The sequence below is a fragment of the Mycobacterium kyorinense genome (assembly GCF_001672775.1).
Classification (GTDB): domain Bacteria; phylum Actinomycetota; class Actinomycetes; order Mycobacteriales; family Mycobacteriaceae; genus Mycobacterium; species Mycobacterium kyorinense_A.
In genome coordinates this window covers 1-24724 of record NZ_LZKJ01000017.1, presented here as the reverse complement: position 1 = coordinate 24724, position 24724 = coordinate 1, and the positions used below count along the sequence as shown (strand labels likewise).

The 24724-nt window shown below is 66.8% G+C and carries 30 protein-coding genes; 15 read left to right on the top strand and 15 right to left on the bottom strand.

Features of this window, described 5'->3' with window-relative positions; all coding sequences use genetic code 11:
- A partial coding sequence (locus A5707_RS01355; RefSeq protein WP_156657435.1) for a hypothetical protein occupies positions 1-189 on the bottom strand: 189 nt, incomplete at its 3' end.
- On the opposite strand from A5707_RS01355, the gene A5707_RS01350 reads away from it, so the two are divergent.
- The 4 genes from A5707_RS01350 to A5707_RS01335 all read left to right on the top strand — a co-directional run bounded on the left by A5707_RS01350 (position 173) and on the right by A5707_RS01335 (position 2791).
- Entirely contained in the window at positions 173-1066 is an 894-nt protein-coding gene (locus tag A5707_RS01350; protein ID WP_156657432.1) for a hypothetical protein, read from the top strand. The two genes, A5707_RS01355 and A5707_RS01350, sit on opposite strands and share 17 nt — an antisense overlap.
- Before the next feature lie 9 nt (positions 1067-1075).
- Complete coding sequence (locus A5707_RS24290; RefSeq protein WP_082969179.1) at positions 1076-1846, top strand: DUF4333 domain-containing protein; 771 nt, start codon at positions 1076-1078, stop codon at positions 1844-1846.
- A 46-nt stretch (positions 1847-1892) separates the two neighbouring features.
- Entirely contained in the window at positions 1893-2234 is a 342-nt protein-coding gene (locus A5707_RS01340; RefSeq protein ID WP_232000590.1) for a DUF4333 domain-containing protein, read from the top strand.
- 71 nt (positions 2235-2305) lie between these two features.
- Positions 2306-2791, top strand: a complete 486-nt coding sequence (locus tag A5707_RS01335) for a hypothetical protein (RefSeq protein ID WP_065012732.1) — start codon at positions 2306-2308, stop codon at positions 2789-2791.
- Between the two features lie 4 nt (positions 2792-2795).
- On the opposite strand, the gene A5707_RS01330 is transcribed toward A5707_RS01335, so the two are convergent.
- From A5707_RS01330 to A5707_RS01285, 10 genes are all read right to left on the bottom strand, one after another.
- The gene (locus A5707_RS01330; protein ID WP_065012731.1) at positions 2796-3119 is read right to left on the bottom strand and encodes a YbaB/EbfC family nucleoid-associated protein; all 324 of its coding nucleotides are present in this window, start codon (positions 3117-3119) and stop codon (positions 2796-2798) included.
- Positions 3120-3188: 69 nt separating this feature from the next.
- Entirely contained in the window at positions 3189-4274 is a 1086-nt protein-coding gene (gene menE, locus A5707_RS01325) for an o-succinylbenzoate--CoA ligase (protein WP_065012737.1), read from the bottom strand.
- 50 nt (positions 4275-4324) lie between these two features.
- Positions 4325-4621, bottom strand: a complete 297-nt coding sequence (locus A5707_RS01320) for a DUF3349 domain-containing protein (RefSeq protein ID WP_065012730.1) — start codon at positions 4619-4621, stop codon at positions 4325-4327.
- 47 nt (positions 4622-4668) lie between these two features.
- Positions 4669-4953 (bottom strand): hypothetical protein, encoded by a 285-nt coding sequence (locus A5707_RS01315; protein ID WP_065012729.1) that lies wholly within the window; start codon positions 4951-4953, stop codon positions 4669-4671.
- A complete protein-coding gene (locus A5707_RS01310) occupies positions 4950-6185 on the bottom strand; it encodes an inorganic phosphate transporter (RefSeq protein ID WP_082969177.1) in 1236 nt (411 codons plus the stop codon). Before A5707_RS01310 ends, A5707_RS01315 begins: the two co-directional genes overlap by 4 nt.
- Before the next feature lie 96 nt (positions 6186-6281).
- Entirely contained in the window at positions 6282-6689 is a 408-nt protein-coding gene (locus A5707_RS01305) for a VOC family protein (protein ID WP_065012728.1), read from the bottom strand.
- 13 nt (positions 6690-6702) lie between these two features.
- Positions 6703-7584, bottom strand: coding sequence for an SDR family oxidoreductase (locus A5707_RS01300; protein WP_065012727.1), 882 nt, complete (start codon positions 7582-7584; stop codon positions 6703-6705).
- Between the two features lie 27 nt (positions 7585-7611).
- Complete coding sequence (locus A5707_RS01295) at positions 7612-8514, bottom strand: 1,4-dihydroxy-2-naphthoyl-CoA synthase (RefSeq protein WP_065012726.1); 903 nt, start codon at positions 8512-8514, stop codon at positions 7612-7614.
- Positions 8511-8981, bottom strand: a complete 471-nt coding sequence (locus A5707_RS01290) for a nitroreductase family deazaflavin-dependent oxidoreductase (RefSeq protein WP_065012725.1) — start codon at positions 8979-8981, stop codon at positions 8511-8513. The genes A5707_RS01295 and A5707_RS01290 overlap by 4 nt, the downstream gene beginning before the upstream one ends.
- A gap of 11 nt (positions 8982-8992) precedes the next feature.
- Positions 8993-9895, bottom strand: a complete 903-nt coding sequence (locus tag A5707_RS01285; protein ID WP_065012724.1) for an aldo/keto reductase — start codon at positions 9893-9895, stop codon at positions 8993-8995.
- Positions 9896-9976: 81 nt separating this feature from the next.
- On the opposite strand from A5707_RS01285, the gene A5707_RS01280 reads away from it, so the two are divergent.
- Positions 9977-10528 (top strand): TetR/AcrR family transcriptional regulator, encoded by a 552-nt coding sequence (locus A5707_RS01280; RefSeq protein WP_197495210.1) that lies wholly within the window; start codon positions 9977-9979, stop codon positions 10526-10528.
- Here A5707_RS01280 and fadD8 read toward each other — a convergent pair.
- Positions 10525-12126 (bottom strand): fatty-acid--CoA ligase FadD8, encoded by a 1602-nt coding sequence (fadD8, locus tag A5707_RS01275; protein WP_065012722.1) that lies wholly within the window; start codon positions 12124-12126, stop codon positions 10525-10527. The two genes, A5707_RS01280 and fadD8, sit on opposite strands and share 4 nt — an antisense overlap.
- Before the next feature lie 236 nt (positions 12127-12362).
- Between fadD8 and A5707_RS01265 the strand changes: the two genes are divergently transcribed.
- From A5707_RS01265 to A5707_RS01230, 8 genes are all read left to right on the top strand, one after another.
- Positions 12363-13967: an amidohydrolase gene (locus tag A5707_RS01265; protein ID WP_065012720.1), complete on the top strand. Its 1605-nt coding sequence runs from the start codon at positions 12363-12365 to the stop codon at positions 13965-13967.
- Positions 13964-14923: an o-succinylbenzoate synthase gene (locus tag A5707_RS01260; RefSeq protein ID WP_065012719.1), complete on the top strand. Its 960-nt coding sequence runs from the start codon at positions 13964-13966 to the stop codon at positions 14921-14923. Before A5707_RS01265 ends, A5707_RS01260 begins: the two co-directional genes overlap by 4 nt.
- A gap of 46 nt (positions 14924-14969) precedes the next feature.
- On the top strand, positions 14970-16115 hold the full coding sequence (locus tag A5707_RS01255) for an LLM class flavin-dependent oxidoreductase (protein WP_065012718.1): 1146 nt from the start codon (positions 14970-14972) through the stop codon (positions 16113-16115).
- A gap of 215 nt (positions 16116-16330) precedes the next feature.
- Entirely contained in the window at positions 16331-17413 is a 1083-nt protein-coding gene (locus tag A5707_RS01250; RefSeq protein ID WP_065012717.1) for a class I SAM-dependent methyltransferase, read from the top strand.
- Positions 17414-17419: 6 nt separating this feature from the next.
- Positions 17420-18157 carry a DJ-1/PfpI family protein gene (locus tag A5707_RS01245; protein WP_065012716.1) on the top strand — a complete coding sequence of 246 codons (738 nt, stop codon included), beginning with the start codon at positions 17420-17422 and terminating at the stop codon, positions 18155-18157.
- Entirely contained in the window at positions 18154-18942 is a 789-nt protein-coding gene (locus A5707_RS01240; RefSeq protein ID WP_065012715.1) for an alpha/beta fold hydrolase, read from the top strand. The genes A5707_RS01245 and A5707_RS01240 overlap by 4 nt, the downstream gene beginning before the upstream one ends.
- A 68-nt stretch (positions 18943-19010) precedes the next feature.
- Positions 19011-20639, top strand: coding sequence for a 2-succinyl-5-enolpyruvyl-6-hydroxy-3-cyclohexene-1-carboxylic-acid synthase (gene menD / locus A5707_RS01235; protein ID WP_065012714.1), 1629 nt, complete (start codon positions 19011-19013; stop codon positions 20637-20639).
- Positions 20636-21157, top strand: a complete 522-nt coding sequence (locus tag A5707_RS01230) for a DUF3592 domain-containing protein (protein ID WP_156657429.1) — start codon at positions 20636-20638, stop codon at positions 21155-21157. Before menD ends, A5707_RS01230 begins: the two co-directional genes overlap by 4 nt.
- On the opposite strand, the gene A5707_RS01225 is transcribed toward A5707_RS01230, so the two are convergent.
- Positions 21121-21741, bottom strand: coding sequence for a DsbA family protein (locus A5707_RS01225; RefSeq protein WP_065012736.1), 621 nt, complete (start codon positions 21739-21741; stop codon positions 21121-21123). The genes A5707_RS01230 and A5707_RS01225 overlap by 37 nt on opposite strands.
- Before the next feature lie 83 nt (positions 21742-21824).
- Here A5707_RS01225 and A5707_RS01220 point away from each other — a divergent pair, with 83 nt between their 5' ends.
- Together A5707_RS01220 and A5707_RS01215 are read left to right on the top strand one after the other, a co-directional pair.
- Positions 21825-22952, top strand: a complete 1128-nt coding sequence (locus A5707_RS01220) for a glycosyltransferase family 4 protein (RefSeq protein WP_065012713.1) — start codon at positions 21825-21827, stop codon at positions 22950-22952.
- A gap of 18 nt (positions 22953-22970) precedes the next feature.
- Positions 22971-23663 (top strand): demethylmenaquinone methyltransferase, encoded by a 693-nt coding sequence (locus A5707_RS01215; protein WP_065012712.1) that lies wholly within the window; start codon positions 22971-22973, stop codon positions 23661-23663.
- Here the strand turns inward: A5707_RS01215 and A5707_RS01210 are convergent.
- Together A5707_RS01210 and A5707_RS01205 are read right to left on the bottom strand one after the other, a co-directional pair.
- A complete protein-coding gene (locus A5707_RS01210; RefSeq protein ID WP_065012711.1) occupies positions 23634-24002 on the bottom strand; it encodes a DoxX family protein in 369 nt (122 codons plus the stop codon). The genes A5707_RS01215 and A5707_RS01210 overlap by 30 nt on opposite strands.
- Before the next feature lie 4 nt (positions 24003-24006).
- On the bottom strand, positions 24007-24456 hold the full coding sequence (locus A5707_RS01205) for a nitroreductase family deazaflavin-dependent oxidoreductase (RefSeq protein ID WP_065012710.1): 450 nt from the start codon (positions 24454-24456) through the stop codon (positions 24007-24009).
- Positions 24457-24724 lie beyond the last annotated feature (268 nt).

The window sequence follows — 24724 nt, the reverse complement described above, 5'->3', positions numbered from 1 at the left end:
TGACGCGCTGGCCCGAAGTGAACTCAGCTCGGTCTTGATCTGGTTGACCTCGTTCGCGGCAACTCGGGTGGCACTCGCGATTCCAGAGGCATCCTGGCCGTGAGTGTCGAGTCCGGTGGCGTGCTGCTGCGTTCGGGCCAGCGCCGCCAGTTGGGGAATCCGCATCGACCCGGTGACCAGCAGGGCCATTCCGCCGCCCAATCTCGACTCGCTCAGCGACGAGACCAGGCAGCTCGTGCAGACCATGACCAAGAACACGCAGGCGACAATCGACAGTTTGCGCACCGCCGCCGACCATGCCGACGGGCTGTTAGCCAACGCGGTCAAGAACAGCAAGCACGAGGTGAAGATCAAAGTCGGGTCGTCGGAATGGGACAACTCCGACTATCGAAAGAAGACGAAGCCAAAGGAATTCGGCGATCCAAAAGAGGCGAAGAAGGAGCCGAAGAAGCCGAAGGTAGAGGTGACGGCCGCAGAGGCTAAGACCAGAAAAGTCGGCGCTGTCGTCGACAAAGACCTCCTCAAGGGGGAGCACAAATTCGGCGAAAATGGCCCAAGCGTGAAGGGCAACGTCAGCATGGACGCCTTTACCGCTCAGGCGGGCGCCAACGCGAAAGTTACGTCTACCGGTATCTCGGCCGGTGCCAACGCCAACGCCACCCTGGTGGGCGCGGAGGCTAAAGGTTCGGGCAAGTGGGGCATCGCCTCTGGAGAAGCCAGTGGCCGGGCTGCTGTGGAGGCCAACGCCAAGGCCAGCGCATCTGTTGGCAAAGACGGCATTAACGCCCATGGTGAGGCGTTTGCGGGTGGGCGCCTTACTGGTGACCTTTCGGGGGAGGTAGGTGGGGTTGGTGTCGGAGCCCATGGAGAGCTCCAGGCCGGGATCGGTGCATCGGCCGACGTAAACGCGGGCATCCACGACGGGAAGCTCAAGGTCGGCGGCTCACTCGGGGCATGTCTGGGCGTCGGTGGCAAGGTTTCGTTCAACGTCGAGATCGATCCGGGTAAGGTCACGCACACCGTCCAGGACGGCGCAAAGAAGGTCGCGAAGTGGTTCGGATTCTAAAGGGGTGACGTGGCGAGCCAGGGCTTCGAACTGACGGGATCTGTTCCAGATGGCTGGATCTCGGTTGAACCCAGCGTCGTGAACGAAGACGCCGCCTCAATCGTGCTGGTGCGAAAGGCGGATCTCGACAAGCCGTTCACGACGAACATCACGGTCGCCGAGCAGGCCATCAACGCCGGTGACGATTTGTCGCTGTTGGCTGCGAATTATCGACGGAGCCTGGAAGGCCAAGCGGAGAACATAGCTGTCTTGCGAGAAGGTCTGATTTCCGATTCACGGCCGCGCCAATATGCCCAGGAGCTTCGATTCACGATCACCCTCGGCGGGCGCGACATCGACATCATGCAGTCCCAATTCCTGTTCGAGGTTCCCACCGAGGAACCGACGATACTTCTGCTGCTGCAACTCCTCTACAGCGCGCCAGTCGACGTCTATGACGTCGCGAAATCAGCGGTGGTGGAATTTATGGAGTCCATTAGCGCCGAGGTCGTCGGTACCGCGGCCTCCGCAGGAGATCAGACACCGCGTGATCCGAGTCCGCCTGGTGAGGTATCGAAGGAGAAACTCGAGATCCGGGTAAAGGAGCTTATTGAGCAGTTTGCGGAGCAAAAGGCCGATGGGTTGGTATGCAACGGCGGCCTGCGCGCGGAGGTTGGCGCGATCCAGCGGTGTGCGTTGATCGTTGGCGCGGACAAGCTCGGTGTCACCGTCACCGTGCTCAATGTCGAGGACGGGGACATCAAGTTCGACATCCAGATCGATGAGCGCCCGATGGTTTGACAACTGCTGTAGTGAAGTTCACGAGATCAGATGGGGTTGGTGAGACATGGCACGGATGGAACGCAAAACACGACGCAGCATCGTGGCATCATTGTTGGGCACAATCGTTCTTTTAAGCGGATGCTCAGTGCACGGGGAAGTTGGTAAATCGGTGGCCGTACCGAAGGACAAATTGGCCGCCACCGTTAAGGAAAAACTTGAGGCCAATGCTGGTGAGAAGGCCGATTCCGTCGTTTGCGATGGTGATCTCCCGGGCAAGGTAGGCGCGACGCAGCGGTGCGTGCTGACGGATGGCGGCACGAAATACCGTGTGACCGTAACGACTACCGGCGTCGACGGTGATAACGTCAAATTCGATGCGGTAACCGACGACCAGCCCATGAACTGAGCTGTGTCAGAAACGATGCCAGCTCGTCGGACGCGCGGACCGATTTTGCTTCAGCGCTGTGACTAGTCCGCATGGGATTTCGCGATCGTATCCGAGGTATCACCAGGCCCGATCCCGATGTCGTGGCTGTCGACCCGGAAGAACTACGCCTGCGGTTGATGGCGTTGAACCATCCCACATCCCCATGGCACGTGCGCGACGGTGCTCCCGAGAAGGTCGACTTGGTCGTCGAGTGGAAGACCACCGACCCCTACTGGAAAGACATCTTCACCGAAGTTGGGGTCAATGACACTTTCGCAACCCATCTACGGTTTCACCCCGACGCGAACGAAGTCCGGTCGAGGGACCGTTGTTTCGGTTGGTACACGACTACCGATAGTGATGGGTTCTCCAGCTCTCGGCAGACCTGGAAAGAAGGCCAGTTGCACGAGAACGCCGAGGGCAAGGTCAACGGCCAGCTTTTCCGGTTCGACACCGCGGATTTCAAGAAGACGTTGAAGGAGACGATCATCGGTGCGGGCTGGATCTACCGCGCTATCGTCCTACGGCGGCTTTGATATGTCACCCGTCGGTCAGGTGATCGATTAGTTCGTCGATCCGCCTCTGATCGGCCACCATTGACGCCGACGCGGCACTGGTGGCGTTACGCAGCGCTTCGTTGAGCCGCTGCTCGACGGTTTCTGCGCCCAACCGCAGCAGGCCATCGCGGATAGCGACGCCCGTTAACTGACGATGCCCGTTGAGGGTGACCTCGACTGTCTCGGAGTCGTCGGCGGCCGTGAATGTCGCATTGTTCATCTTGTGTAGCTGGTCGTCCATGATCGACACCAACCGTCGCGCATCCATCAGCGCCGCGGCTACTTCCGGATGAATGTCGTCCGTCATCTCGTGCCCTCCGAATTTTGGTGCGCCGATCAGATTAGCTGCTCGCCCACCAGCACGGCGACTAGCCCGTCATCTGCCGAACCGGCGCGCCAACGCCTGGCGGTCCACTTTCCCGATGCCGCGCACTGGCAGCGCATCGACGACGTGCAGCTCGCGTGGCGCCGCTGTGACGTCCAGCGTGCTGGCCACCTGCGCCCGTAAAGCTTCCAATGTCGGTGCGGCACAACCCTCCGCCACCACTACCGCCGCAACCACCCGTTGACCCAGTCGATCATCGACGACCCCGAACACCGCACAGTCGACGACAGCCGGATGCGCGCGCAGCGCCGCCTCCACCGGCTGCGGCAACACCGTCAACCCGCCGGTGCTGATGGCCTCGTCAGCCCGACCCAGCACCCGCAGCTCCCCCGAATCATCCAGTGCGCCAATGTCGTCGGTGCGAAACCAGCCGCGCTCGGCGAACGGGTCGGGATCCGGCGGGTTGCGATAGCCCTTGGCCAGCGTCACGCCGCCGATCACGATGCGACCGTCGACGTCGACCCGCAGCCGTACGCCGCCGAGCGGGATACCGTCGTAAACACACCCGCCGGCGGTCTCGCTCATCCCGTAGGTGCGGACCACAGCGATGCCGGCGGCAGCAGCTGATTCCAGCACCGGCGCCGGCGCAGGTCCACCGCCGATCAGCACAGCATCCAATTCAGCCAGCGCGGCGCTGGCCGCCGGGTCGGTCAACGCCTTCGCCAGCTGCGCGGCCACCAGCGAGGCGTAACGCCGCCCCGAGCCCAGACGCTCGACGGCAGAAGACAATTGGGAAGTATCGAACCCCGCCGAGACGTCGAGCTCGACCGGCTCCGTGCCGGCCACCAGGCTGCGCACCAGCACCTGCAGACCAGCGATGTGATACGGCGGCAACGCCAGCAGCCAGCCGCCAGGCCCGCCCAGACGTGAATGGGTAGCCGAGGCGCTGGCGGTCAGCGCCGCAGCAGTCAACAGCGCGCCCTTGGGCACACCGGTGGTTCCCGACGTCGTCACCACCAGTGCGACGTCATCGTCGATCTGTTCGCCAACCCTGAGCCCCGAGATGTCGGAAGCCGAAGCCGGCACCGGCAGCAGCGCGGAATCACGGCCCGCCAGAACAGCTTCCAGCGCTGGCATCAGCGTGCGCACCGCAGCACCCGGCGGGACGGCAAGTGCGCGCAGGACGGCTATTCGCGCTCCTCACGGACGTCGTCGAACGGCCACCCTTTGGCGGCCAAGCGTTCCCGCACCCGTTCGATGTCCTCGGGGGCCGGCAAGTTGTCGGTGAACTGGGTGATCACCACCCCGATGTCGATCTGATCGAAGTCGCCACGCTGCATCAGTTCACGGGCCACCGCTTTGACCTCGTCGTTGGTCAACCGTCGAGACAGCAGGGCCAGCAACGGGATGTAATCGGTTTGCGGCACGCCGTCGGGATATCCCGCGCGCAGCCAGGTGACGATCGAACTGAGGAATCGGTTCACGCTTCGTCAACTCCCCCGCTACGCATAACTGGGCAACGCGTTCGAGCTTACGTGGGTTTGGCGCCGAGGATGAACCAGCCGGTGTGGTGTCCGATGAAGTCACGCGCGATGAACAACACCCCGATCACGACCGCCGCCAGCACGACCGCGTACATCGTCCAGCTCAGCGCAACCAGTGCGGGACGTTTCCGGGTGACGGCGTCGCCGCTGATGCCGGCGCCGGCAGCGCCGAGTCGCACGCCCAGCGCAAACAACGCCGGCAGCGCAGCCCCGACCAGCAACCCGAAGACCAGAATCTTCAATGTCGCGGCGTAGTTGAACCAGGTACTCATGAGGCGTACAGGCGTGGGGTGCTTTCAGCGGTCGGCGCGGCGGCGTCGAGTTCATGGACCTGCCCGTTGACGTGGGGAGCCTGTCCGTTGGGGGAGTCCAGCCCGGCCGTGAGGTTGCCGGCCCATTCGCTGTTGACGTTGGTGTGGTCGACGCGCACCTTGCGCGACTGCAGCCAGATGGCCAGCGACACCGCCGACAGCAACGTGAAGCCGACGATCACGCCCAGGTAGCCACCGATGCTGTTCACCAGCACGTAGGTGACGGCGCCGACGATGCCGGCCGACGGCAGCGTCACCCCCCATGCGGTGGCCATCCGGCCGGCCACACCCCAGCGCACCTCGGCGCCGGGTTTGCCGACACCACTGCCCAGCACGGAACCGGTGACCACCTGGGTGGTGGACAGCGCATATCCAAAGTGGGCGGACAGCAAGATGATTGCGGCCGAAGAGGATTCGGCCGACATGCCTTGGGGCGGCTTGATTTCGACCAAACCCTTACCCAGGGTGCGGATGATCCGCCAACCGCCGAAGTAGGTGCCCGCGGCCATCGCCAGCGCACAGCACACGATGACCCACAGCGGCGGCAGCGTCGCGCTCTTGCTGACTGCGCCGTAGGACATCAGCGCCAGGAAGATCACGCCCATCGTCTTCTGCGCGTCGTTGGTGCCGTGAGCCAACGACACCAGGCCCGCCGAGAACACCTGGCCGCGACGGAAGCTGCGTTCGCTGCGCTTTTCCGGAACTCGGCGGATCAGACGGTAGACCAGCCAGGTGCCGACTGCTCCCACCACCGTGGCCAAGACCGAGGCCACCACCGCCGGGATCACGACGCGGGAGACGACGCCGCTCCAGATCACCCCGTGCCCGCCGACCGCCGCGATCATCGCCCCGACAATGCCGCCGACCAGGGCGTGCGACGAGCTGGACGGTATCCCGAGCAGCCACGTCAGCAGATTCCACACGATTCCACCGACCAGACCCGCGAACACCAGTTCCAGCGTCACCAGGTGAGCGTCGACCAGATCCTTGGCGATCGTCGCCGCCACCGCGGTCGACAAAAACGCTCCGACCAGGTTCAACACCGCCGACAAAGTCACCGCCGCTTTGGGGGTCAGTGCTCCGCTGGCAATCGAGGTCGCCATTGCGTTGCCGGTGTCGTGAAACCCGTTGGTGAAGTCGAACGCGAGTGCCGTGATCACCACGATGATCAGGAGGAACAACTCAAGGTTCACGGGGCCAATTCTGCTGGCCGGGGGGTTCGAATGTCGAACAAGTCAGCCTCTGAAACGCGGGTGATCCCCGACTAGTTGCCAGATGTTTGCCCGCGGTTAACCTTCGGTTTTGCGTCGTTCACCTCGGGTGTCGCGGCGCAGCGGATGATCGCCGGGCACCTCGACGAAAATCAGTGTCACGCCGTCGGGATCGGTGACATGCATCTCGTGGAGTCCCCAGGATTCGCGGCGGGCTTCCCGGGCGATCGGCACGCCCCTGCCCTCGAGCTCGGCCTGGGTGGCCCGGACGTCGCGCACCTGCAGCCACAGCGCTCCCGGGAACTGCCCGACTGCCTGGTCTGGCGCGCCGTGACCGGCCAGCTCGATCAACGACTGGCCGGCGTAAAACACCGTGCCTGCGCCGTATTCGCGGGCGATCGCCAACCCGATCTGGTCCCGGTAGAAGCTCAGCGATCGCTGATAGTCCGCCGGCCGGAACAACACCCGGCTGGCCAGTATCTCCATGCCGTCGTGTCTATCACGCCGATCCGGTGTCACGCCGTTTCATCAGCGTGGTGACGCCGAACGGGGCTGCGATGTCAAGCGCTTTGATCGCCAGCGCCACGCGCGGCGCAATCCGAACCGGCCGGCTGCGTGCGGCGGTGATCATCCAGTCGCCCGCCTCGTCGGCGGTCAGCCCCGGCCGGTTGGCGAAGGCTTTGGTCGGCGCCACCATCGGCGTGTGCACCAGCGGGTAGTACAGCGTGGTCGACTGCACGCCCTTGGGGCCCCACTCCGTCTCGATCACCCGGCTCACCGAGGACAGCGCCGCCTTCGACGCGTTGTAGACCGAGAACAGCGGTGACGCTTCGCTGAACACACCCCAGGTGGCGACGTTGATGATGTGGCCGTCGCCGCGCTCGAGCATGCCCGGCGCGATGCCGCGGATCAGCCGCAGCGGCGAATAGTAGTTGAGCACCATGGTCCGCTCGACGTCGTGCCAGCGTTCCAGCGACTCGGCCAGCGGGCGGCGGATGGACCGGCCGGCGTTGTTGACCAGGATGTCCACTCCGCCAAGACGCTGCTCGACGTCGGCGACCAGTGCGTCGACGGCCTCCATATCCGACAGGTCGCACGGGATCGCCAGCGCGTTGCCACCCGCTTTCGAGATGCGGTCGACGACGGCGTCGAGGAGTTCTTTGCGGCGGGCGACGGCGACCACCGTGGCGCCGCGCCGGGCGAACTTTTCCGCGGCGCTCTCGCCGATCCCCGAGGAGGCGCCGGTGAGCAGCACCCGCTTGCCGTCGAGTTCCACCGGTTTGGCCGCCGGCTGGTAGAGGCGCAGCTGCGGCGCGATAGGCGGCCGCATGGCGGTCAGCGCGATCTGCTCGGTGATGCGACGTAACGGACTCTTGCTCACGTCGCGAGTCTAGGTGGCGGCCGTCGGTCAGAAATATCGCGGGAAGCGACTCCAATCGGGTGGGCGCTTCTCCAAAAAGGCGTCGCGACCTTCGACGGCCTCGTCGGTCATGTAGGCCAAGCGGGTGGCTTCGCCGGCGAACAGCTGCTGGCCCACCAGCCCGTCGTCGAGCAAGTTGAACGCGTATTTGAGCATCCGTTGTGCCTGAGGCGATTTCGCATTGATCTCGGTTGCCCACTGCACGCCGGTGGCTTCTAAATCGGCGTGGTCGACGACGGCGTTGACTGCCCCCATCGCATGCATCTGCTCGGCGGTGTAGTCGCGGCCCAGGAAGAAGATCTCGCGGGCGAACTTCTGGCCCACCTGGCGGGCGAGATACGCGCTGCCGTAGCCGCCGTCGAAGCTGCCGACATCGGCGTCGGTCTGCTTGAACCGGGCATGCTCGCGGCTGGCCAGGGTCAGGTCGCACACCACGTGCAGGCTGTGCCCGCCGCCGGCCGCCCACCCGTTGACCAGGCAGATGACGACTTTAGGCATGAACCGGATCAGCCGCTGCACTTCGAGGATGTGCAGTCGCCCGGCGCGGGCCGCGTCGACGGTGTCGGCCGTCTCGCCCGAGGCGTACTGGTAGCCGCTGCGTCCGCGGATGCGCTGATCCCCGCCGGAACAGAACGCCCAGCCGCCGTCTTTCGGCGACGGCCCGTTGCCGGTCAACAACACCACGCCGACGTCCGGGGACATCCGGGCATGATCGAGGACGCGGTAGAGCTCGTCGACGGTATGCGGCCGAAACGCGTTGCGGACCTCCGGCCGGTCGAACGCCACCCGCACGGTGGCGTCATTGGCGTGGCGGTGATAGGTGATATCGGTCAGCTCGGTGAAGCCGTCGACCGGACGCCAGGCTTCGGGGTCAAAGGGGTTGTCGCTCAAGGTTGTTGGGCTCCTAGTAGGTCCAAGCGAAACACCGGGCACACCCCGGCCAGCGCCTCGAATTCCTCCGGGCGGCCGTCGGTGACCAACCCGGAACGCTTCAGGAAGCCGACGCCAGTGGGCACCTCGGTCGGCCAGATCCGCAGCAGCGGCCGGGCCTCGTCAGCGGACAGCTCGACGACCCGCACACGTTCACGCCGTCGACCGCGGGCCACCGTGGCTTCCGCGGCGGCACGGACGTTGGCCACCCAATCGGCGCCCGGGAATCCGCAGACGATGTACTCCTTGCCGTCGACCGTCATCGGGGTCACCGGGGTCGAACGGGGCTGTCCCGATTTGCGGCCCAGCACGGTCAACACCACCGGGCTCTCGCCGCCGAATCGCACACCCAGCCGCGACATCCGGATGAACAACTTGTTCATCGGCTTGAGCCACCACGGCGGCTTGACCGGTTCGCCACTGCCCATAGGCAGCGACGTTACCTCTGGACAGACTGCGTCGTAGCGACGGCATCCAGCCTCTCCAGCGCATCGGTAGCCAGGGTGATCGCTGCCGCGCCGATGTTCTCCGCAAGGTGCGTGATCGAGCGGGTGCCCGGAATCAGCAACGTGTTCGGCGCATGAGCCAGCAGCCACGCCAACCCGACCTGGGCTCCCGTGACACCGAGTTCGCCCGCGACGTCGGCGACCACGGCATTGTCAGTGACTTTGGGAAAACCCGGGAGCGACGATCCCAGGGGGAAGTACGGCACCCACGCAATGCGTTCGGCGACGCACAAGTCGAGCGCGGCCTCTTGGGAGCGGTCGAGCAGGCTGTAGGGGTTCTGCACGCACACGATCCCCGCGGGCAGCGCCCGCTGCACCACGTCCACCGGCACGGCGCTGATCCCGATGGCGCCGATCTTGCCCTCGTCGCGCATGGCGATCATCTCGGCGAGTTGGTCGTCGAGGCCGACGATTTGGTCACCTTCGGGCTCTAGGCCTGGACCGAGGTCGAGCCGTCGCAGATTGACCACCGGCACGCATTCGAGGCCGAGTTGGCGCAGGTCGTCTTCGACCGCGGCGCGCAGCTCGGCGGGCTTTTGGGCGGCGGCCAGGGGGATCGGCTGTTCGCCGGACCAGCGCGCACCGACTTTGCTCACGATGACGAGGTCGTCGGGGTAGGGCGCCAGGGCCGCGCGGATCCGGCGGTTCACTTCGCCCGGGCCATAAAACGACGCGGTGTCGATGTGGTTGACGCCCAATTCGACCGCGCGACGTAGCACCGCAGCTGCATCGGCTTCCGAGACAGCCTCGAACAGTTGCATTGCGCCGTAGCCGACGCGGGCGACCCGCGCCGTGCCGATGCTGCCGATACCGCCGGGCTGTGGGTTGTCCGTCATGGTGCTCCCTCGTGTCACACTGGAAGAAATGCGGAGGACCCTCCGCTTGCATCAGACTAGCAGAAACGGAGGAGCCTCCGCTTGACCGAGCCAGTGCGGTCCGACGCGCGCCGGAACCGGGAGAAGTTGCTTGAGGTGGCGACCGCGGCGTTCTCCGCCGGCGAAGGGCGACCCGTGTCGCTTGAGTCGATCGCCCGCGACGCCGGCGTCGGGATAGGCACGCTGTACCGCCATTTCCCTAACCGCGAGGTTCTAGTCGAGGCGATTTACCGCGCCGAGCTCGCCGAAGTCGCGACGGCGGCCGAACAGCTGCTCAAGCGGCATCCGCCCACAGCTGCCCTGCGCCGCTGGATGGACCGCTACGCAAGTTTTGTGGCCGCCAAGCGCGGGATGGCCGAGTCGCTACACGCGATCTTTGACTCCGGCGCGATGACGCCCAGCCAGACTCGCGACAGCATCGTCGGTGCGATCGAGTTGCTGTTGCAGGCGGGCGCCGACGACGGCAGCCTACGGTCGGACGTAGTGGCCGATGACGTGGTGTCCAGTCTGATCGGCATCTTTCTGGCCAGCGGTTCGCCGGAGCAGACCAGCCGCATGCTCGACCTGCTGGTGGCCGGGATCGCGCAACGTTAGCCGACGGCGCGGCCGGCGCCCTCCCAGAACTGTGCACGCACCGCCTTCTTGTCGGGCTTGCCCAGCCCGGTCAACGGCAGCGCCTCGACGACGACCACCCGCTTGGGTGATTGCACCGATCCCTTGCGGTCCTTGACCGCGGCCTGAATTTCGGCGGTCATCGCCGCGACAGCCTCGTCGTCAGAGGGTGCGTCGGAGCGCAGCACCACCACCGCGGTGACGGCCTCGCCCCACTTGTCGTCGGGCGACCCGACCACGCATACCTGCGCGATGGCCGGATGCTCGGCGACGACGTCTTCGACTTCCCGCGGGAACACATTGAAGCCGCCGGTGACGATCATGTCCTTGACCCGGTCGACGATGTAGTAGAAGCCGTCCTCGTCCTCGCGGGCCATGTCGCCGGTGTGCAGCCAACCGTCGCGGAACGTGTCGGCCGTCGCATCCGGCAGGTTCCAGTAGCCGCCGGCCAAAAGCGGTCCGCTGACACAGATTTCGCCCACTTCGCCCTGCCCTACCGGGTTGCCATCGAGGTCGAGCAACGCGGTGCGGGCAAACAGCGTCGGCCGGCCGCAGGACGTCAACCGCTTCTCGTCGTGATCGGCCTTGCCCAGATACGTGATCACCATCGGCGCTTCGGACTGCCCGTAGTACTGCGCGAAGATCGGCCCGAACCGCCGAATCGCCTCGGCCAGCCGCACCGGGTTGATCGCCGAGGCGCCGTAGTAGACGGTCTCCAGCGACGACAGGTCGCGGGTGTGCGAATCCGGGTGGTCCATCAACGCGTACAGCATCGACGGCACCAGCATGGTCGCCGTGATCCGTTGTTCCTCAATGATTCTCAGGACTTCGGCGGGATCGAACTTGCCCAGCACGATCATCTCGCCGCCCTTGACCACCGTCGGGATGAAAAACGCCGCGCCGGCATGCGAGAGCGGGGTGCACATCAAAAACCGTGGATGGTCGGGCCATTCCCATTCGGCCAGCTGCACCGACGTCATCGTGCTGATCGACTGCGCGGTGCCCATCACCCCCTTGGGCTTGCCGGTGGTGCCGCCGGTGTAGGTCAACCCGATCACCTGGTCCGGCGGCAGATCGGCGGCCACCAACGGCCGCGGCTCGTACTTGTCCGCCTCGGCCGACAAGTCGACGGCCACGTGCTTCAACGCGTCGGGCACCGGGCCGATGGTCAGAATCTGCTTGAGCGAGTCCACCCGCTCCAGCAGACCGACCGCACGCTCGACGAACATCGGATTCGGGTCGATGATCAGCGAGCTGATCTCCGCGTCGGACAGCACATAGGCGTGGTCGTCCAGCGAACCCAGCGGGTGCAGCGCGGTGCGACGGTAGCCGCGGGCCTGGCCGGCGCCGATGATCATCAACACCTCGGGCCGGTTGAGCGACAACAACCCGACCGCGGCGCCGGTCCCGGCGCCCAGTGCCTCGAACGCCTGGATGTACTGGCTGATCTTGCCGGCCAGCTGACCGCCGGTCAGCGTGGTGTCGCCGAGGAACAGCACCGGCTTGTCGCGATGGCGCTTAAGCGCGCCGACCAGGAGGTGGCCGTTGTGGGTCGGGTTACGCAGCAGCTCGTCGGTCATGACCCAAGACTAGAACGTGTTACAGAATGAGCCGAGCCGGTCCCAGCCGGATGCCCAACTTCGGACGGCGGGCGGCCTCAGGAGTCCCAGAAATCTCGGCAGTCTCTGGCCGACGGACGAGGCCCTTCTCCAAGCTGATATCGCATACGACATCACATTCGAGAAGGACCTCATGGTCGAGCTGTGGTGTTGGAGTGACTCCTGGTAATGCGATCTGTCCATTAATATCGCCGCGTATGGCCGTCGCTGACCTTGTCATCACCGGCACGGTGCTCACCGTCGATGAGAAGCGGCCCACCGCTGAGGCAGTAGCTGTCGCGGACGGCCGGATCATCGCGGTCGGCAGCCGGGCAGACGTCGCGGAATCCGTAAGCCCCGACACCCGAACCCTCGACATCGGTGACGGCTGCGTGATGCCGGGCTTCGTCGAGGCGCATGGACATCCGCTGATGGAGGCCGTCGCGCTGTCCGACCGCCTCGTCGACATCCGGCCCGTCACGATCCGCGACGCCGACGCCGTCGTCGACGCCATCCGCCGGGAGACCGCCGAAAGGGGCGCAGCCGGCGCGTACCTCAACGGATGGGATCCGCTGCTGCAGCCCGGGCTTCCGGAGCCCACGCTGGCCTGGCTCGACGACATCGCGCCCACCGGGCCGCTGGTGATCATGCACAACTCCGGACACAAGGCCTTTTTCAACTCGCACGCCGCCCGCAAAGCGGGTCTGACTCGCGACACCCCGGATCCCAAGGGTGCCAAGTACGGTCGCGACGCCAACGGCGACCTCGATGGCACCGCCGAAGAAACCGGCGCGGTTTTCCCGCTGCTGGGCGGCGCCATCGAACCCGGCGACTACCCGGGCATGCTGCTGGCGGAATGCGCCCGGCTCAATCGTGCCGGGCTGACCACCTGCTCGGAGATGGCGTTCGATCCGGCGTTTCGGCCGGTGGTCGACCAGCTGCGCGGCGAGCTGACCGTCAGGCTGCGCACCTACGAAATCTCCAACCCGCAGATGCGCACCGACGCTCAACCCGGCGACGGCGACGACATGGTCCGCCAGGTCGGCATCAAGATCTGGGTGGACGGTTCGCCCTGGATCGGCAACATCGATCTGTCATTTCCCTACCTGGACACCGACGCCACCCGCACCATCGGGGTGGTGCCCGGCTCGTGCGGGCACGCCAACTACACCCGAGAGCAGCTTGCCGAAATCGTGGGCGCTTACTTCCCGTTGGGCTGGCCGATGGCCTGTCATGTGCAGGGCGACGCGGGCATCGACACCATCCTCGATGTGTACGAGGAAGCGCTGCAACGTCATCCGCGCGACGACCATCGGCTGCGGCTCGAACATGTCGGCGCCATCCGTGACGACCAGTTGCACAGAGCCGCCGGCCTCGGCGTCACCTGCAGCATCTTCGTCGATCAGATCCATTACTGGGGTGATGTCATCGTCGACGGGCTGTTCGGTCCGGAGCGTGGATCACGGTGGATGCCAGCCGGTTCCGCGGTGGCCACCGGTATGCGCATCTCGCTGCACAACGACCCGCCGGTCACTCCTGAGGAGCCGTTGCGCAACATCAGCGTGGCCGCGACCCGGATGGCGCCGAGCGGCCGGGTGCTCGCTCCCGAGGAGCGGTTGACGGTCGAGCAGGCGATCCGCGCACAGACCATCGACGCGGCCTGGCAGCTGTTCGCCGACGACGTCATCGGCTCATTGGAGGTCGGCAAGTACGCCGACATGGTGGTGCTGTCGGCCGACCCGCGCAGCGTGCCGGCCGAGGCGATCGCCGACCTCGACGTGCGGGCAACGTTTTTGGCCGGCCGTCAGGTCTACGGCCAGTGATACCCGCGCTCGACGACATCCTCGATCGCCTGCATGTCGTCGCGCTGCCGATGCGAGTTCGCTTCCGCGGCATCACCACTCGTGAAGTCGCATTGATCGACGGTCCGCAAGGGTGGGGCGAGTTCGGCGCCTTTCCCGAATACGGGCCCGACGAGGCCGCGCACTGGCTGGCTGCGGCCATCGAATCCGCCTACCGACAGGCGCCCCCACCGCGACGGGACCGCATCCCGATCAACGCCACCGTCCCCGCCGTCGCACCCAACCAGGTGCCCGACGTGCTGCAGCGGTTTCCGGGCGCAACCACCGCCAAGGTCAAGGTCGCCGAACCCGGGCAGACACTGGCCGACGACGTTGCCCGCGTCAACGCTGTCCGCGCACTGATTCCCACGGTGCGGGTCGACGCCAACGGCGGCTGGACCGTCGCGCAGGCCATCCAGGCCGCGCATGCGTTGACCGCCGACGGGCCGGTGGAGTATCTCGAGCAGCCGTGTAGAACGGTCGAGGAGCTCGCCGAACTCAGGCACGGCATCGATGTGCCGATCGCCGCCGACGAAAGCATCCGCAAAGCCGATGACCCGCTCAAGGTGGTGCGCGCCCACGCCGCTGATATCGCGGTGCTGAAAGTCGCTCCGCTGGGCGGGGTTTCGATGATGCTGGACATCGCGGGCCAGATCGATATCCCGGTCGTGGTTTCCAGCGCGTTGGATTCCGCGGTCGGAATCGGCATCGGACTTACCGCCGCCGCCGCGCTGCCCGATCTGCGGCATGCCTGCGGGCTGGGCACCGGCAGTCTGTTCGTCGACGACGTCGCCGAGCCGATAACCCCGGTGGACGGCTATCTGCCGGTCGCAGCGGTCAGCCCGGACCCGGCGCGGTTGCAGGCGCTGGCGGCGCCGCCGGAGCGACGGCAGTGGTGGATCGACCGTGTCAGGGCCTGCCACCGAATTTTGGGGTAGTCGCCTACTCTAGGCCGCCGCACCCGGCCGGCCCGAAACTCCGGAGATGACCGGATTTCGCGTGGGCATCCAGGACGGGATCACCGCGGCCCGACCGACGGCCGACGCCTTCACCAGAGCCAACTATCTCAGCGCGGTGGCCAGTCGGGTCGACTCGTTCTGGGTGCCTGATCACCTCAACGCGCTGTTTCCCCGAGCGCTGTGGCAGCCGAAGTACGCCGGCTTCACCAAGCTCATGCCGAAGGTGGATGCCTTCCTGGAACCCTGGACGATGCTCGGGCATCTCGCCGCCCGCAACCGCGTCGGCCGCATTCGGCTCGGCACCTCGGTGACCGACACCGGCCGCCGCAATCCGGCCGTCACCGCGCAAGCCGCCGCCACCTTGCATCTGCTCACCCGTGGCCGCGCCATCCTCGGAATCGGCACCGGTGAGCGGGAGGGCAATGAGCCCTATGGGGTGGACTGGTCCAAGCCGGTGGCCCGGTTCGAGGAGGCGATGGCAACCATCCGGGCGCTGTGGGACTCGAATGGTGAACTGGTCAACCGGGATTCGCCATACTTCCCGCTGCGCAACGCGCTCTTCGAGCTGCCACAGTACCGCGGCACCTGGCCGCCGATCTGGATCGCTGCACACGGGCCGCGCATGTTGCGCGCCGTCGGCCGCTACGCCGACGGCTTCTATCCCGCCGCGCCGCACCAACCGCAGGAGTATGCACGACGTCTGGACGTGGTCCGCGCGGCAGCGTCCGACGCGGGACGCGACCCGATGTCGATCGTTCCGGCCATGTGGATGGGCGTCGTCACGGGCCGCAGCACCGCGGCGGTGGACCAGGCTCTGGAATCCGAAATGGTCAAGGCGTGGGCGCTGAACGCCACCGACGAGCTCTTCGCCCAGCACGGCGCGCAGCACCCGCTGGGGGTCGGCTTCGGCGGCGGACAGGATCTGTTGCCGCACGACTGGGACGAGCAGACCGCGCTGTCCTACATCAAGGGCATTCCGCCGGACGTCCTCCGGGACACGGTGCTGGCCGGCACCCCCAGCGAGGTCATCGATCAGGTGGCGGAGTGGCGGGACTGCGGCGTTCGCTACATCGTGCTGGCGAACTTCAGCGCGTTCCAACGCAGCTTGCGCAGCGGCTTAGCCGCCAGCGTGCCGTTCTACAAGATCGTGCGAGGGCTCAAAGAACTCTAAAGCCCGATGTCCTGATCTGTGGGATACCTGACCTAGACGCCACCACGTCGGTGCTGAACACTGACAGCTATGTCCCGCACCGTGGTGTTTTTCAGCTTCTCCGGGATGCATGCGCGCTGCGGCTTCGGATCCGCGGAGAGCATAAGCCGCAACTTCGTTCGCCGAGTGGGCATCTCGCCGGATCACTAGACCTTCGCCTAACCGATAGGAGCACCATGACGTCAACCCATGAAGAGACCGTGGCATCCGCGGAAACCACCGACCAGTTCGTCGCGCGGATGGCCGGCGCGATCGACGGCGCCTGTCTGGCGGTGCTGTTGAGCATCGGCCATCAGACCCGTCTGCTCGACGTGCTTGCGGACCTTCCGGCGGCCACCAGCGCGCAGATCGCCGACGCCGCCGGGCTCAACGAACGCTATGTGCGCGAATGGCTGGGCGGTGCTGCGGCCGGAGGAATCGTCGACTATCAGGCTGCTGATACGACGTACTCCCTGCCGCCCCATCGGGCCGCCGTGCTGACCAAGGCCGCGGGACCGCACAACCTGGCCCGGATGGCGCAAATGATTCCGATGATGGGCGAGGTCGAGCAGAAGATCGTCGGCTGTTTTCACAACGGCGGCGGTTTGCCCTACAGCGAGTACCCCAGGTTCCACGCGTTGATGGCCGAGGAGAGCGGCGCCCGGTTCGACGCGGCGTTGGTCGACGTGATCGTGCCGTTGGTCGACGGCCTGCCGGAACGGTTACGCGACGGTGCTGACGTGGCCGACTTCGCCTGCGGCAGCGGCCATGCCATCAATGTGATGGCGCAGGCGTTTCCGGCGAGCCGGTTCACGGGCATCGACTTCTCCGAGGAAGGTGTCGCCGCGGCGAACGACGAAGCCAAGCGTCTGGGTCTGTCGAACGCCACCTTCGAACGTCGTGATCTGACCGAGCTCGACCTCACCGACGCCTATGACGTCATCACGGTGTTCGACGCGATCCACGACCAGGCCCATCCGGCGCCGGTGTTGGCCAACATCTACCGCGCGCTGCGGCCCGGGGGCGTGTTCCTGATGGCCGACGTCAACGCGTCGAGCCAACTCGAAGACAACATCGGCGTTCCGTTTGCCCCGTTCCTCTACACGATTTCGACGATGCACTGCATGACGGTGTCACTGGCGCATGGCGGCGTCGGGCTCGGCACCGCGTGGGGGCAACAGTTGGCTAAAGCGATGCTCGCCGACGCCGGGTTCACGGACGTGCGGACCGCGGAGATCGACGACGATCCGCTCAACATTTACTACATCGCACGGAAGTAGGAACCCATGCAGATCGCCATTGTGCTCTATCCCGGTTTCACCGCGCTGGATTTCATCGGTCCCTACGAAGTGCTGCGCTGGCTGCCCAAAGCCGAGGTGCGCTTCGTCTGGCACGAGCCGGGCCCGATCACCGCGGACTCCGGCGTGCTCGTCGTCGGCGCCACGCATTCGTTCGCCGAAACACCTTCTCCGGACGTGGTTTTGGTGCCCGGCGCCATGACCTCGGTCGAGCATGCCCGCGACGAGACACTATTGGCCTGGCTGCGCACGGCGCATGAGACGACGACGTGGACGACGTCGGTGTGCTCCGGCTCGATCATCCTGGCCGCCGCCGGACTGCTCACCGGCCAGCGGGCGACGTCGCACTGGATGGCGCTGAGCGCGTTGCGGGCGTTCGGGGTCACTCCGGTCGACGACGAGCGGATCGTGCCGGTCGGCAAGGTGGTCACCTGCGCGGGGGTGTCGGCGGGCATCGACCTGGCGTTGTGGTTGGCCGGGCAGCTCGGCGGCGAGGGCCGCGCCAAGGCCATCCAGCTGTCGATGGAATACGACCCGCAGCCGCCGTTCGACTCCGGGCACATGTCCAAGGCGTCGGCGTCGACGAAGGCCGCGGCGACCGCGCTGATGGCCGCCGAGCTGGCCAAACCGGCTCAGCTCAAGGCCGCGACGCTGCTGATGTGGGACCGGGCACTGAACACGGCCCGCGCGGCCCGTAAACGGAGGCTTGTACCGTCCATGAGGTGACCAACCTTGCTTACGACGACCGCGGCAGCGGTGAGCCGGTCCTTTTCATCGCCGGCAGCGGCGGAGCCGGGCGCGGCTGGCACCTGCACCAGGTCCCCGCGTTCCTGGCGGCCGGCTACCGCGTCATCACCTTCGACAACCGCGGAATCGGCGCGACGGAAAACGCCAGCGGCTTCACCACGCAGACCATGGTCGCCGACACGGCGGCGCTGATCGAAAAACTCGACGCGGCCCCGGCGCGCATCGTCGGGGTGTCGATGGGCGCCTACATCGCGCAGGAGCTGATGGTGTCCCGGCCCGATCTGGTCAGCAAGGCGGTGCTGATGGCCACCCGCGGCCGGCTGGACCGCGCCCGGCAATTCTTCCGGACCGCCGAAGAGGACCTGATCAATTCGGAGACCCGGCTGCCGGCCGCCTACGACGCCAAAGTGCGCATGCTGGAAAGCTTTTCACCCCGAACACTCAACGACGACAAGGCAGTGGCGGAGTGGATCGACATCTTCACCATGTGGCCGATCAAGTCCACCCCGGGGCTGCGGTGTCAGCTCGACGTCTCGCCGCGCAACAACCGGCTGCCGGCCTACCAGAGCATCACCGCGCCGGTGCTGGTGATCGGATTCGCCGACGACATCGTCACGCCGCCGCATCTGGGCCGTGAGGTCGCCGATGCCATCCCCAACGGCCGCTACATGCAGATCCCCGACGCGGGGCATCTGGGCTTCCTGGAGCGGCCCGAGACCGTCAACGCCGCGATCCTGCAGTTCCTCGCAGGTATGGCGGCCTGAGTTGGTGGCGGCAACCTGCGGCGCCCGGCTGCGCCGCGCTTGCGATCGCCGCTAGATAGCCTGGACAGGTGAACCCCTCGACGGCACAGGCCCGCGTCGTCGTCGACGAACTGATCCGCGGTGGAGTCCGCGACGTGGTGCTGTGTCCGGGCTCCCGCAACGCGCCGCTGGCCTTCGCGCTGCAGGACGCCGACCAGGCCGGCCGGCTGCGGTTGCACGTCCGCATCGACGAGCGCACCGCCGGCTATCTGGCCATCGGGCTGGCCGTCGCCGGGGATGCGCCGGTCTGCGTCGCGATGACGTCGGGTACCGCGGTCGCCAACCTCGGGCCCGCGGTGGTGGAGGCCAACTACGCGCGGGTGCCGCTGATCGTGCTCTCGGCCAACCGGCCCTACGAGCTGCTCGGCACCGGCGCTAACCAGACCATGGAGCAGCTGGGCTACTTCGGCACCCAGGTCCGCGCCACCATCAGCCTCGGGTTGGCCGAGGATGCCCCCGAGCAGATGGATGCCCTCAACGCGACCTGGCGGTCGGCCACCTGCCGAGTCCTGGTGGCCGCCACCGGCGCTCGCACCGCCAACGCCGGGCCGGTGCAGTTCGACATCCCGCTGCGCGAGCCGCTGGTTCCCGATCGCGGCTCGGCCCCGACTCCGCCGGGGCGGCCCGACGGGAAAGCGTGGACGCACACTCCGCCGGTCAGCTTCGACCAGCCGCTGGACATCGACCTGAGCGCCGACACCGTCGTCATCGCCGGGCACGGCGCCGGCGTCCATCCCAACCTGGCGGCGCTGCCGACCGTCGCCGAGCCGACGGCGCCGCCCGCGGCCAACCCGCTGCATCCGCTGGCCTTGCGGCTGCTGCACCCGCAGCAGGTGATCATGCTGGGCCGGCCCACCTTGCACCGGCCGGTCTCGGCGCTGCTGGCCGACCCGTCGGTGCCGGTCTACGCGCTGACCACCGGGCCGCGCTGGCCCGATGTGTCCGGCAACTCGCAGGCCAACGGCACCCGGGCGGTCACCACCGGCGAGCCGAATCCGGCCTGGCTGCAGCGCTGCGCCGAGCTCAACCGGCACGCAGTGGACGCAGTGCGGAGTCAACTGGCCGCGCACCCGCTGACCACCGGTTTGCACGTGGCGGCGGCCGTCGCCGACGCGTTGCGGCCGGGTGACCAGCTGGTGCTGGGCGCCTCCAACCCGGTGCGGGATGCGGCGCTGGTCGGGCTGAATCCGCATGACATCACGGTGCGGTCCAATCGCGGCGTGGCCGGCATCGACGGCACGGTGTCGACGGCGATCGGCGCCGCGCTGGCCCACGAACGCACCGGTGGGCGCACCGTCGCGCTGATCGGCGACCTGACCTTCGTGCACGACAGCTCCGGGCTGCTCATCGGGCCCACCGAGCCGGTGCCGCGCCAGCTGACCATCGTGGTGTCCAACGACAACGGCGGCGGCATCTTCGAACTGCTCGAGCAGGGCGATCCGCGGTTTTCCGACGTGTCGTCGCGCATCTTCGGCACCCCGCACGACGTCGACGTCGGCGCGCTGTGCCGCGCCTATCACGTCGACTCCCGACAGATCGAGGTCGACCAGCTCGGCGCGGCTCTCGACGAGCCGGCCGCCGGGTTGCGGGTGCTGGAGGTCAAGGCCGACCGGTCATCGCTGCGGCAGCTGCACGCTGCCATCAAGGCTGCCTTGTGAAGCGTCTAAAGACGTTGGCGCACATCCTGATCCACGGTCGCGCCGAGGCCGCGCCGGATACCCCGGCACGACGCATCCTGCGCTGGCTGCGGATTGCCGTTTTGGTCGCGGTCGTGCTGGTCACCTTGCAGTCGGTGTTGTTGGTGGCCGGTGCCTGGCGCAACGACCTGTCGATCCAAAACGACATGGGGGTGGCGCAGGCCGAGGTGCTCAGCGCCGGGCCGCGGCGCTCCACCATCGAGTTCGTCACCCCCGACCGCATCACCTACCGGCCCGAGCTCGGGGTGCTCTATCCGTCCGAATTAGCCACGGGCATGCGGATTTACGTCGAATACGACAAGCGGAACCCGAACCTGGTGCGAGTGCAGCACCGCACCGCAATGCTGGCGATCATCCCGGCCGGCTCGATTGCGGTGGTGGGCTGGCTGATCGCGGCCGCTGCCCTCGCCGGTCTGGCGCTGCTGGAGAAGCGGCTGGCCGCTCAGCCGAGCAGCTTGCCGAGCCAGTCGGGATCTTGAAGGTCGACAACGCTTTTGGTGTGCAGGTCGTAAACCGTGGGCGTGCCCGGATCGGGGCTCTGCGCGTTGAGCCGTGCCTTGTTGGCGGCATTGACCGCGCCGGTGTCGACGGTGGCATCGCCGGCCGCGATCCGTTCGGCCACCGGCTCGGGCACTCCGCTGTCGCGGGCCATCGCCGCCATGTCGTTGGTGTCGGGGCCGTCGGGGCTTTGGTGGCGGTAAAGGTCTTGCACGAACGCCTGATACGCGGTCGGTGACGTCGTCGGATCGGCCGCCGTAAACAGCGCAGTGGTCATGCGTGCCGACGCGTCATTGTGGTGTTTGCCGTCGAGGAAGGTCAGCCAGCGATATGTGACGGCCAGCCGGCCGTTGCCGATTTCGCTGGCGATCCGGTCGCCGTCCGTCGACTCCAACTCCGCACAGTGCGGGCATTGCGGTTCGCAGAAGATCTCCAACTGCACTGGCGCGACGGGAGACCCGACCATGATCCCGTCGCCGTCCCTGGTGCGCGGAACATCGGCATGCGCGGTGCCGATTGTGACGAACCACACCGCCGTCATCACTACGCCAAGCCAGCGCCGCATCTGTGAACCCCCTTGCACCAGATTTCGCACACCGTATGCTCGTCGGCAACCTTATCGACAGCCGGCGCTGCCACGGTAATGGTGTGCGCGTAGCCATCGTCGCAGAGTCGTTTCTCCCGCACGTCAACGGTGTCAGCAACTCGGTGGTCCGCATCCTCGAGCATCTGCGCCGCACCGGCCACGAAGCTCTGGTCATTGCCCCCGACACTCCGCCCGGGCAGCCGCCCGCCGAGCGGATTCACGACGGCATCCGGGTGCACCGGGCGCCGTCGCGGATGTTTCCGAAGGTGACCTCGCTGCCACTGGGGGTGCCGCTGCCCCGGATGCTGCGGGTGTTGCGGGGCTTCGAGCCCGACCTGGTGCACCTGGCGTCGCCGGCGCTGCTCGGCTACGGCGGGCTGCGCGCGGCACGTCGCCTGGGGGTGCCGACGGTGGCGGTATTCCAAACCGACGTCGCGGGTTTCGCCTCGGCCTATGGAGTTGGTGGGGCGTCGCGGGCGGTGTGGGCGTGGACGCGTCACCTGCACCGGCTCGCCGACCGGACGCTGGCGCCGTCGAGTGCGGCGATGGAAGACCTTCTCGCCCAAGGTATCCCGCGGGTACACCGGTGGGCGCGGGGAGTCGACGTGACCGGGTTTGTGCCGTCGGCACGGGATGAGGGGTTGCGCCGGCGCTGGTCGCCCGACGGCAAGCCGATCGTCGGTTTCGTCGGCCGGCTGGCGCCCGAGAAGCACGTCGAGCGGCTGGCGGATCTGGCCCGCGATGCTGCTTTGCAGCTGGTCATCGTCGGCGAAGGGGTCGATCGGCCCAAGCTGCAATCCGCCATGCCCACAGCGGTTTTCACCGGCGCGCTGTACGGCGAGGAGCTCGTGGCGGCGTACGCCAGCATGGACGTCTTCGTGCATCCCGGTGAGCACGAGACGTTCGGGCAAACCGTGCAGGAAGCGCTGGCGTCGGGGCTGCCGGTGATCGCCCCCGACGCCGGCGGCCCGCGCGACCTGGTCGCGCCCTGTCGGACCGGACTACTGCTGCCCGTCGACGAGTTCGAGGTCAGGTTGCCGGCGGCTGTCGCGCATCTGCTCGACGAGCGACCGCGCTACTCGCTGGCCGCCCGCCGCAGTGTGCTCGATCGTTCCTGGCCGGCGATCTGCGACGAGCTGCTCGAGCACTACGAGGCGGTGCTGGGGACGCGACGAGCGGCGGCGGCCTGACCGGGTAGCGTCGGGCCGGTGAGCCGCGCCACCCTGGACAAGGACCCCCGCGAAGTCGCGTCGATGTTCGACGGCGTCGCCCGCCGCTACGACCTGACCAACACGGTGTTGTCAGCCGGGCAGGACCGCTACTGGCGGCGGGCCACCCGCTCGGCGCTGCGGCTGACGTCCGGGGAGAAGGTGTTGGACCTGGCGGCCGGGACCGCGGTGTCGACGGTCGAGCTGGCCCGCTCCGGCGCGTGGTGCGTGGCGGCGGATTTCTCGGTCGGGATGCTGTCGGCCGGCGGCGCCCGCCGGGTGCCGAAGGTCGCCGGCGACGCGACCCGACTGCCGTTCGCCGACAACGTGTTCGACGCCGTCACGATCAGCTTCGGACTGCGCAATATCGCCGACCGCGAGGCGGCCTTGCAGGAGATGGCCCGCGTCACCCGGCCCGGCGGCCGGCTGGTGGTCTGCGAGTTTTCCACGCCCACCAGTCGAGTGTTCGCGGTGGCGTACAAGGAGTATTTGATGCGGGCGCTGCCGCGAGTGGCTCGGGCGGTGTCGAGTAACCCCGAGGCGTATGTGTATCTGGCCGAGTCGATTCGGGCGTGGCCCGACCAGGCAGCGCTGTCGCATGACATTTCTCGGGCCGGATGGTCGGCGGTGCGCTGGCGCAACCTGACCGGTGGGATCGTCGCGCTACACGCCGGTTACAAGCCGCGGGATTGACAGCGCGAACGTGGCGCAGTTGAGGGCCAGCAATACCGACGCAAGCCCGAATTGAGCGGAAATGTCGCCGTGCAGGACATGGGTGTACATCGCGCACACAAAGAAGACGACCAGGCCGGCGGCTGCCGCCACGCCGATCACCGGAAACCATAGGCCGACGACAAGCCCCAGCGCGCCCAGCGTTTTCAGTGTGCCGATCGGAAAGGTCAGCCAGGACAGCGGCACACCGGCCGCTTCCATACCGGGGATGATCGGCGCGAAGTGCGCCAGCGCGCTCACCCCGGAAAACCCGTTGAACGCGATGGCCACCAGCGTCACGACCAGGTAGGCGGTGTACATGTGTTCAGCCCGCTTCCACGGGATCGAGGCGAAACACCGCGATTCGACCTGCCAGTGCCTCGACTTCGTCGGGCGTGCCCTTGCTGACCAGGCCGGCGCGTTTGAGGAAGCTGACGCCGATCGGCACCTCGGTCGGGAACGCCCTGAGCACCGGCCGGGCATCGTTGGGGGATAGCTCGATGATGTTGACCCATCGCGTCTTTCGGCCGTGGCTGAGCGTTCCCGAACCGGCCGCCCGAGCGTTGCGCGCCCAGTCGGCGTTCGGGAACCCCGCCACGGTATAGAGCTGCCCTCCAAAGGTGAACGGCGTCATCGGCGTGCTGCGCGGTTTGCCTGTCTTACGCCCGGGTACCGTCAGCACCATCGGCGGACCCGTTGGTATACCGAGCTTTTGCATCGCGATCATGATCTTGTTGGTCGGCTTCAGCCAGCGCGGGGGTTTTGCGTTCGTCATGAAATCACCCCAGGTGCGCGGACAGCAGCCAGCCGGCGATCGACACGCGGCCGTTGGATTCGGGGCGGACTTGGACGCCCACTGGTTCAGTCATGGGACAGGTATATCAACCAAACTGATATATGTCAACGGGGTTGATATGCGCCGCGGCCCCCTTTTGCGCGAGCGTGCGTGTACCCGGCCGACACGCCGAGCGTGCGGCCGGGAACACGCACGCTCGCGACAGAAGTCAGCAGAAGGGCTTTCGGCGATCGCTCAGCCGCGACAG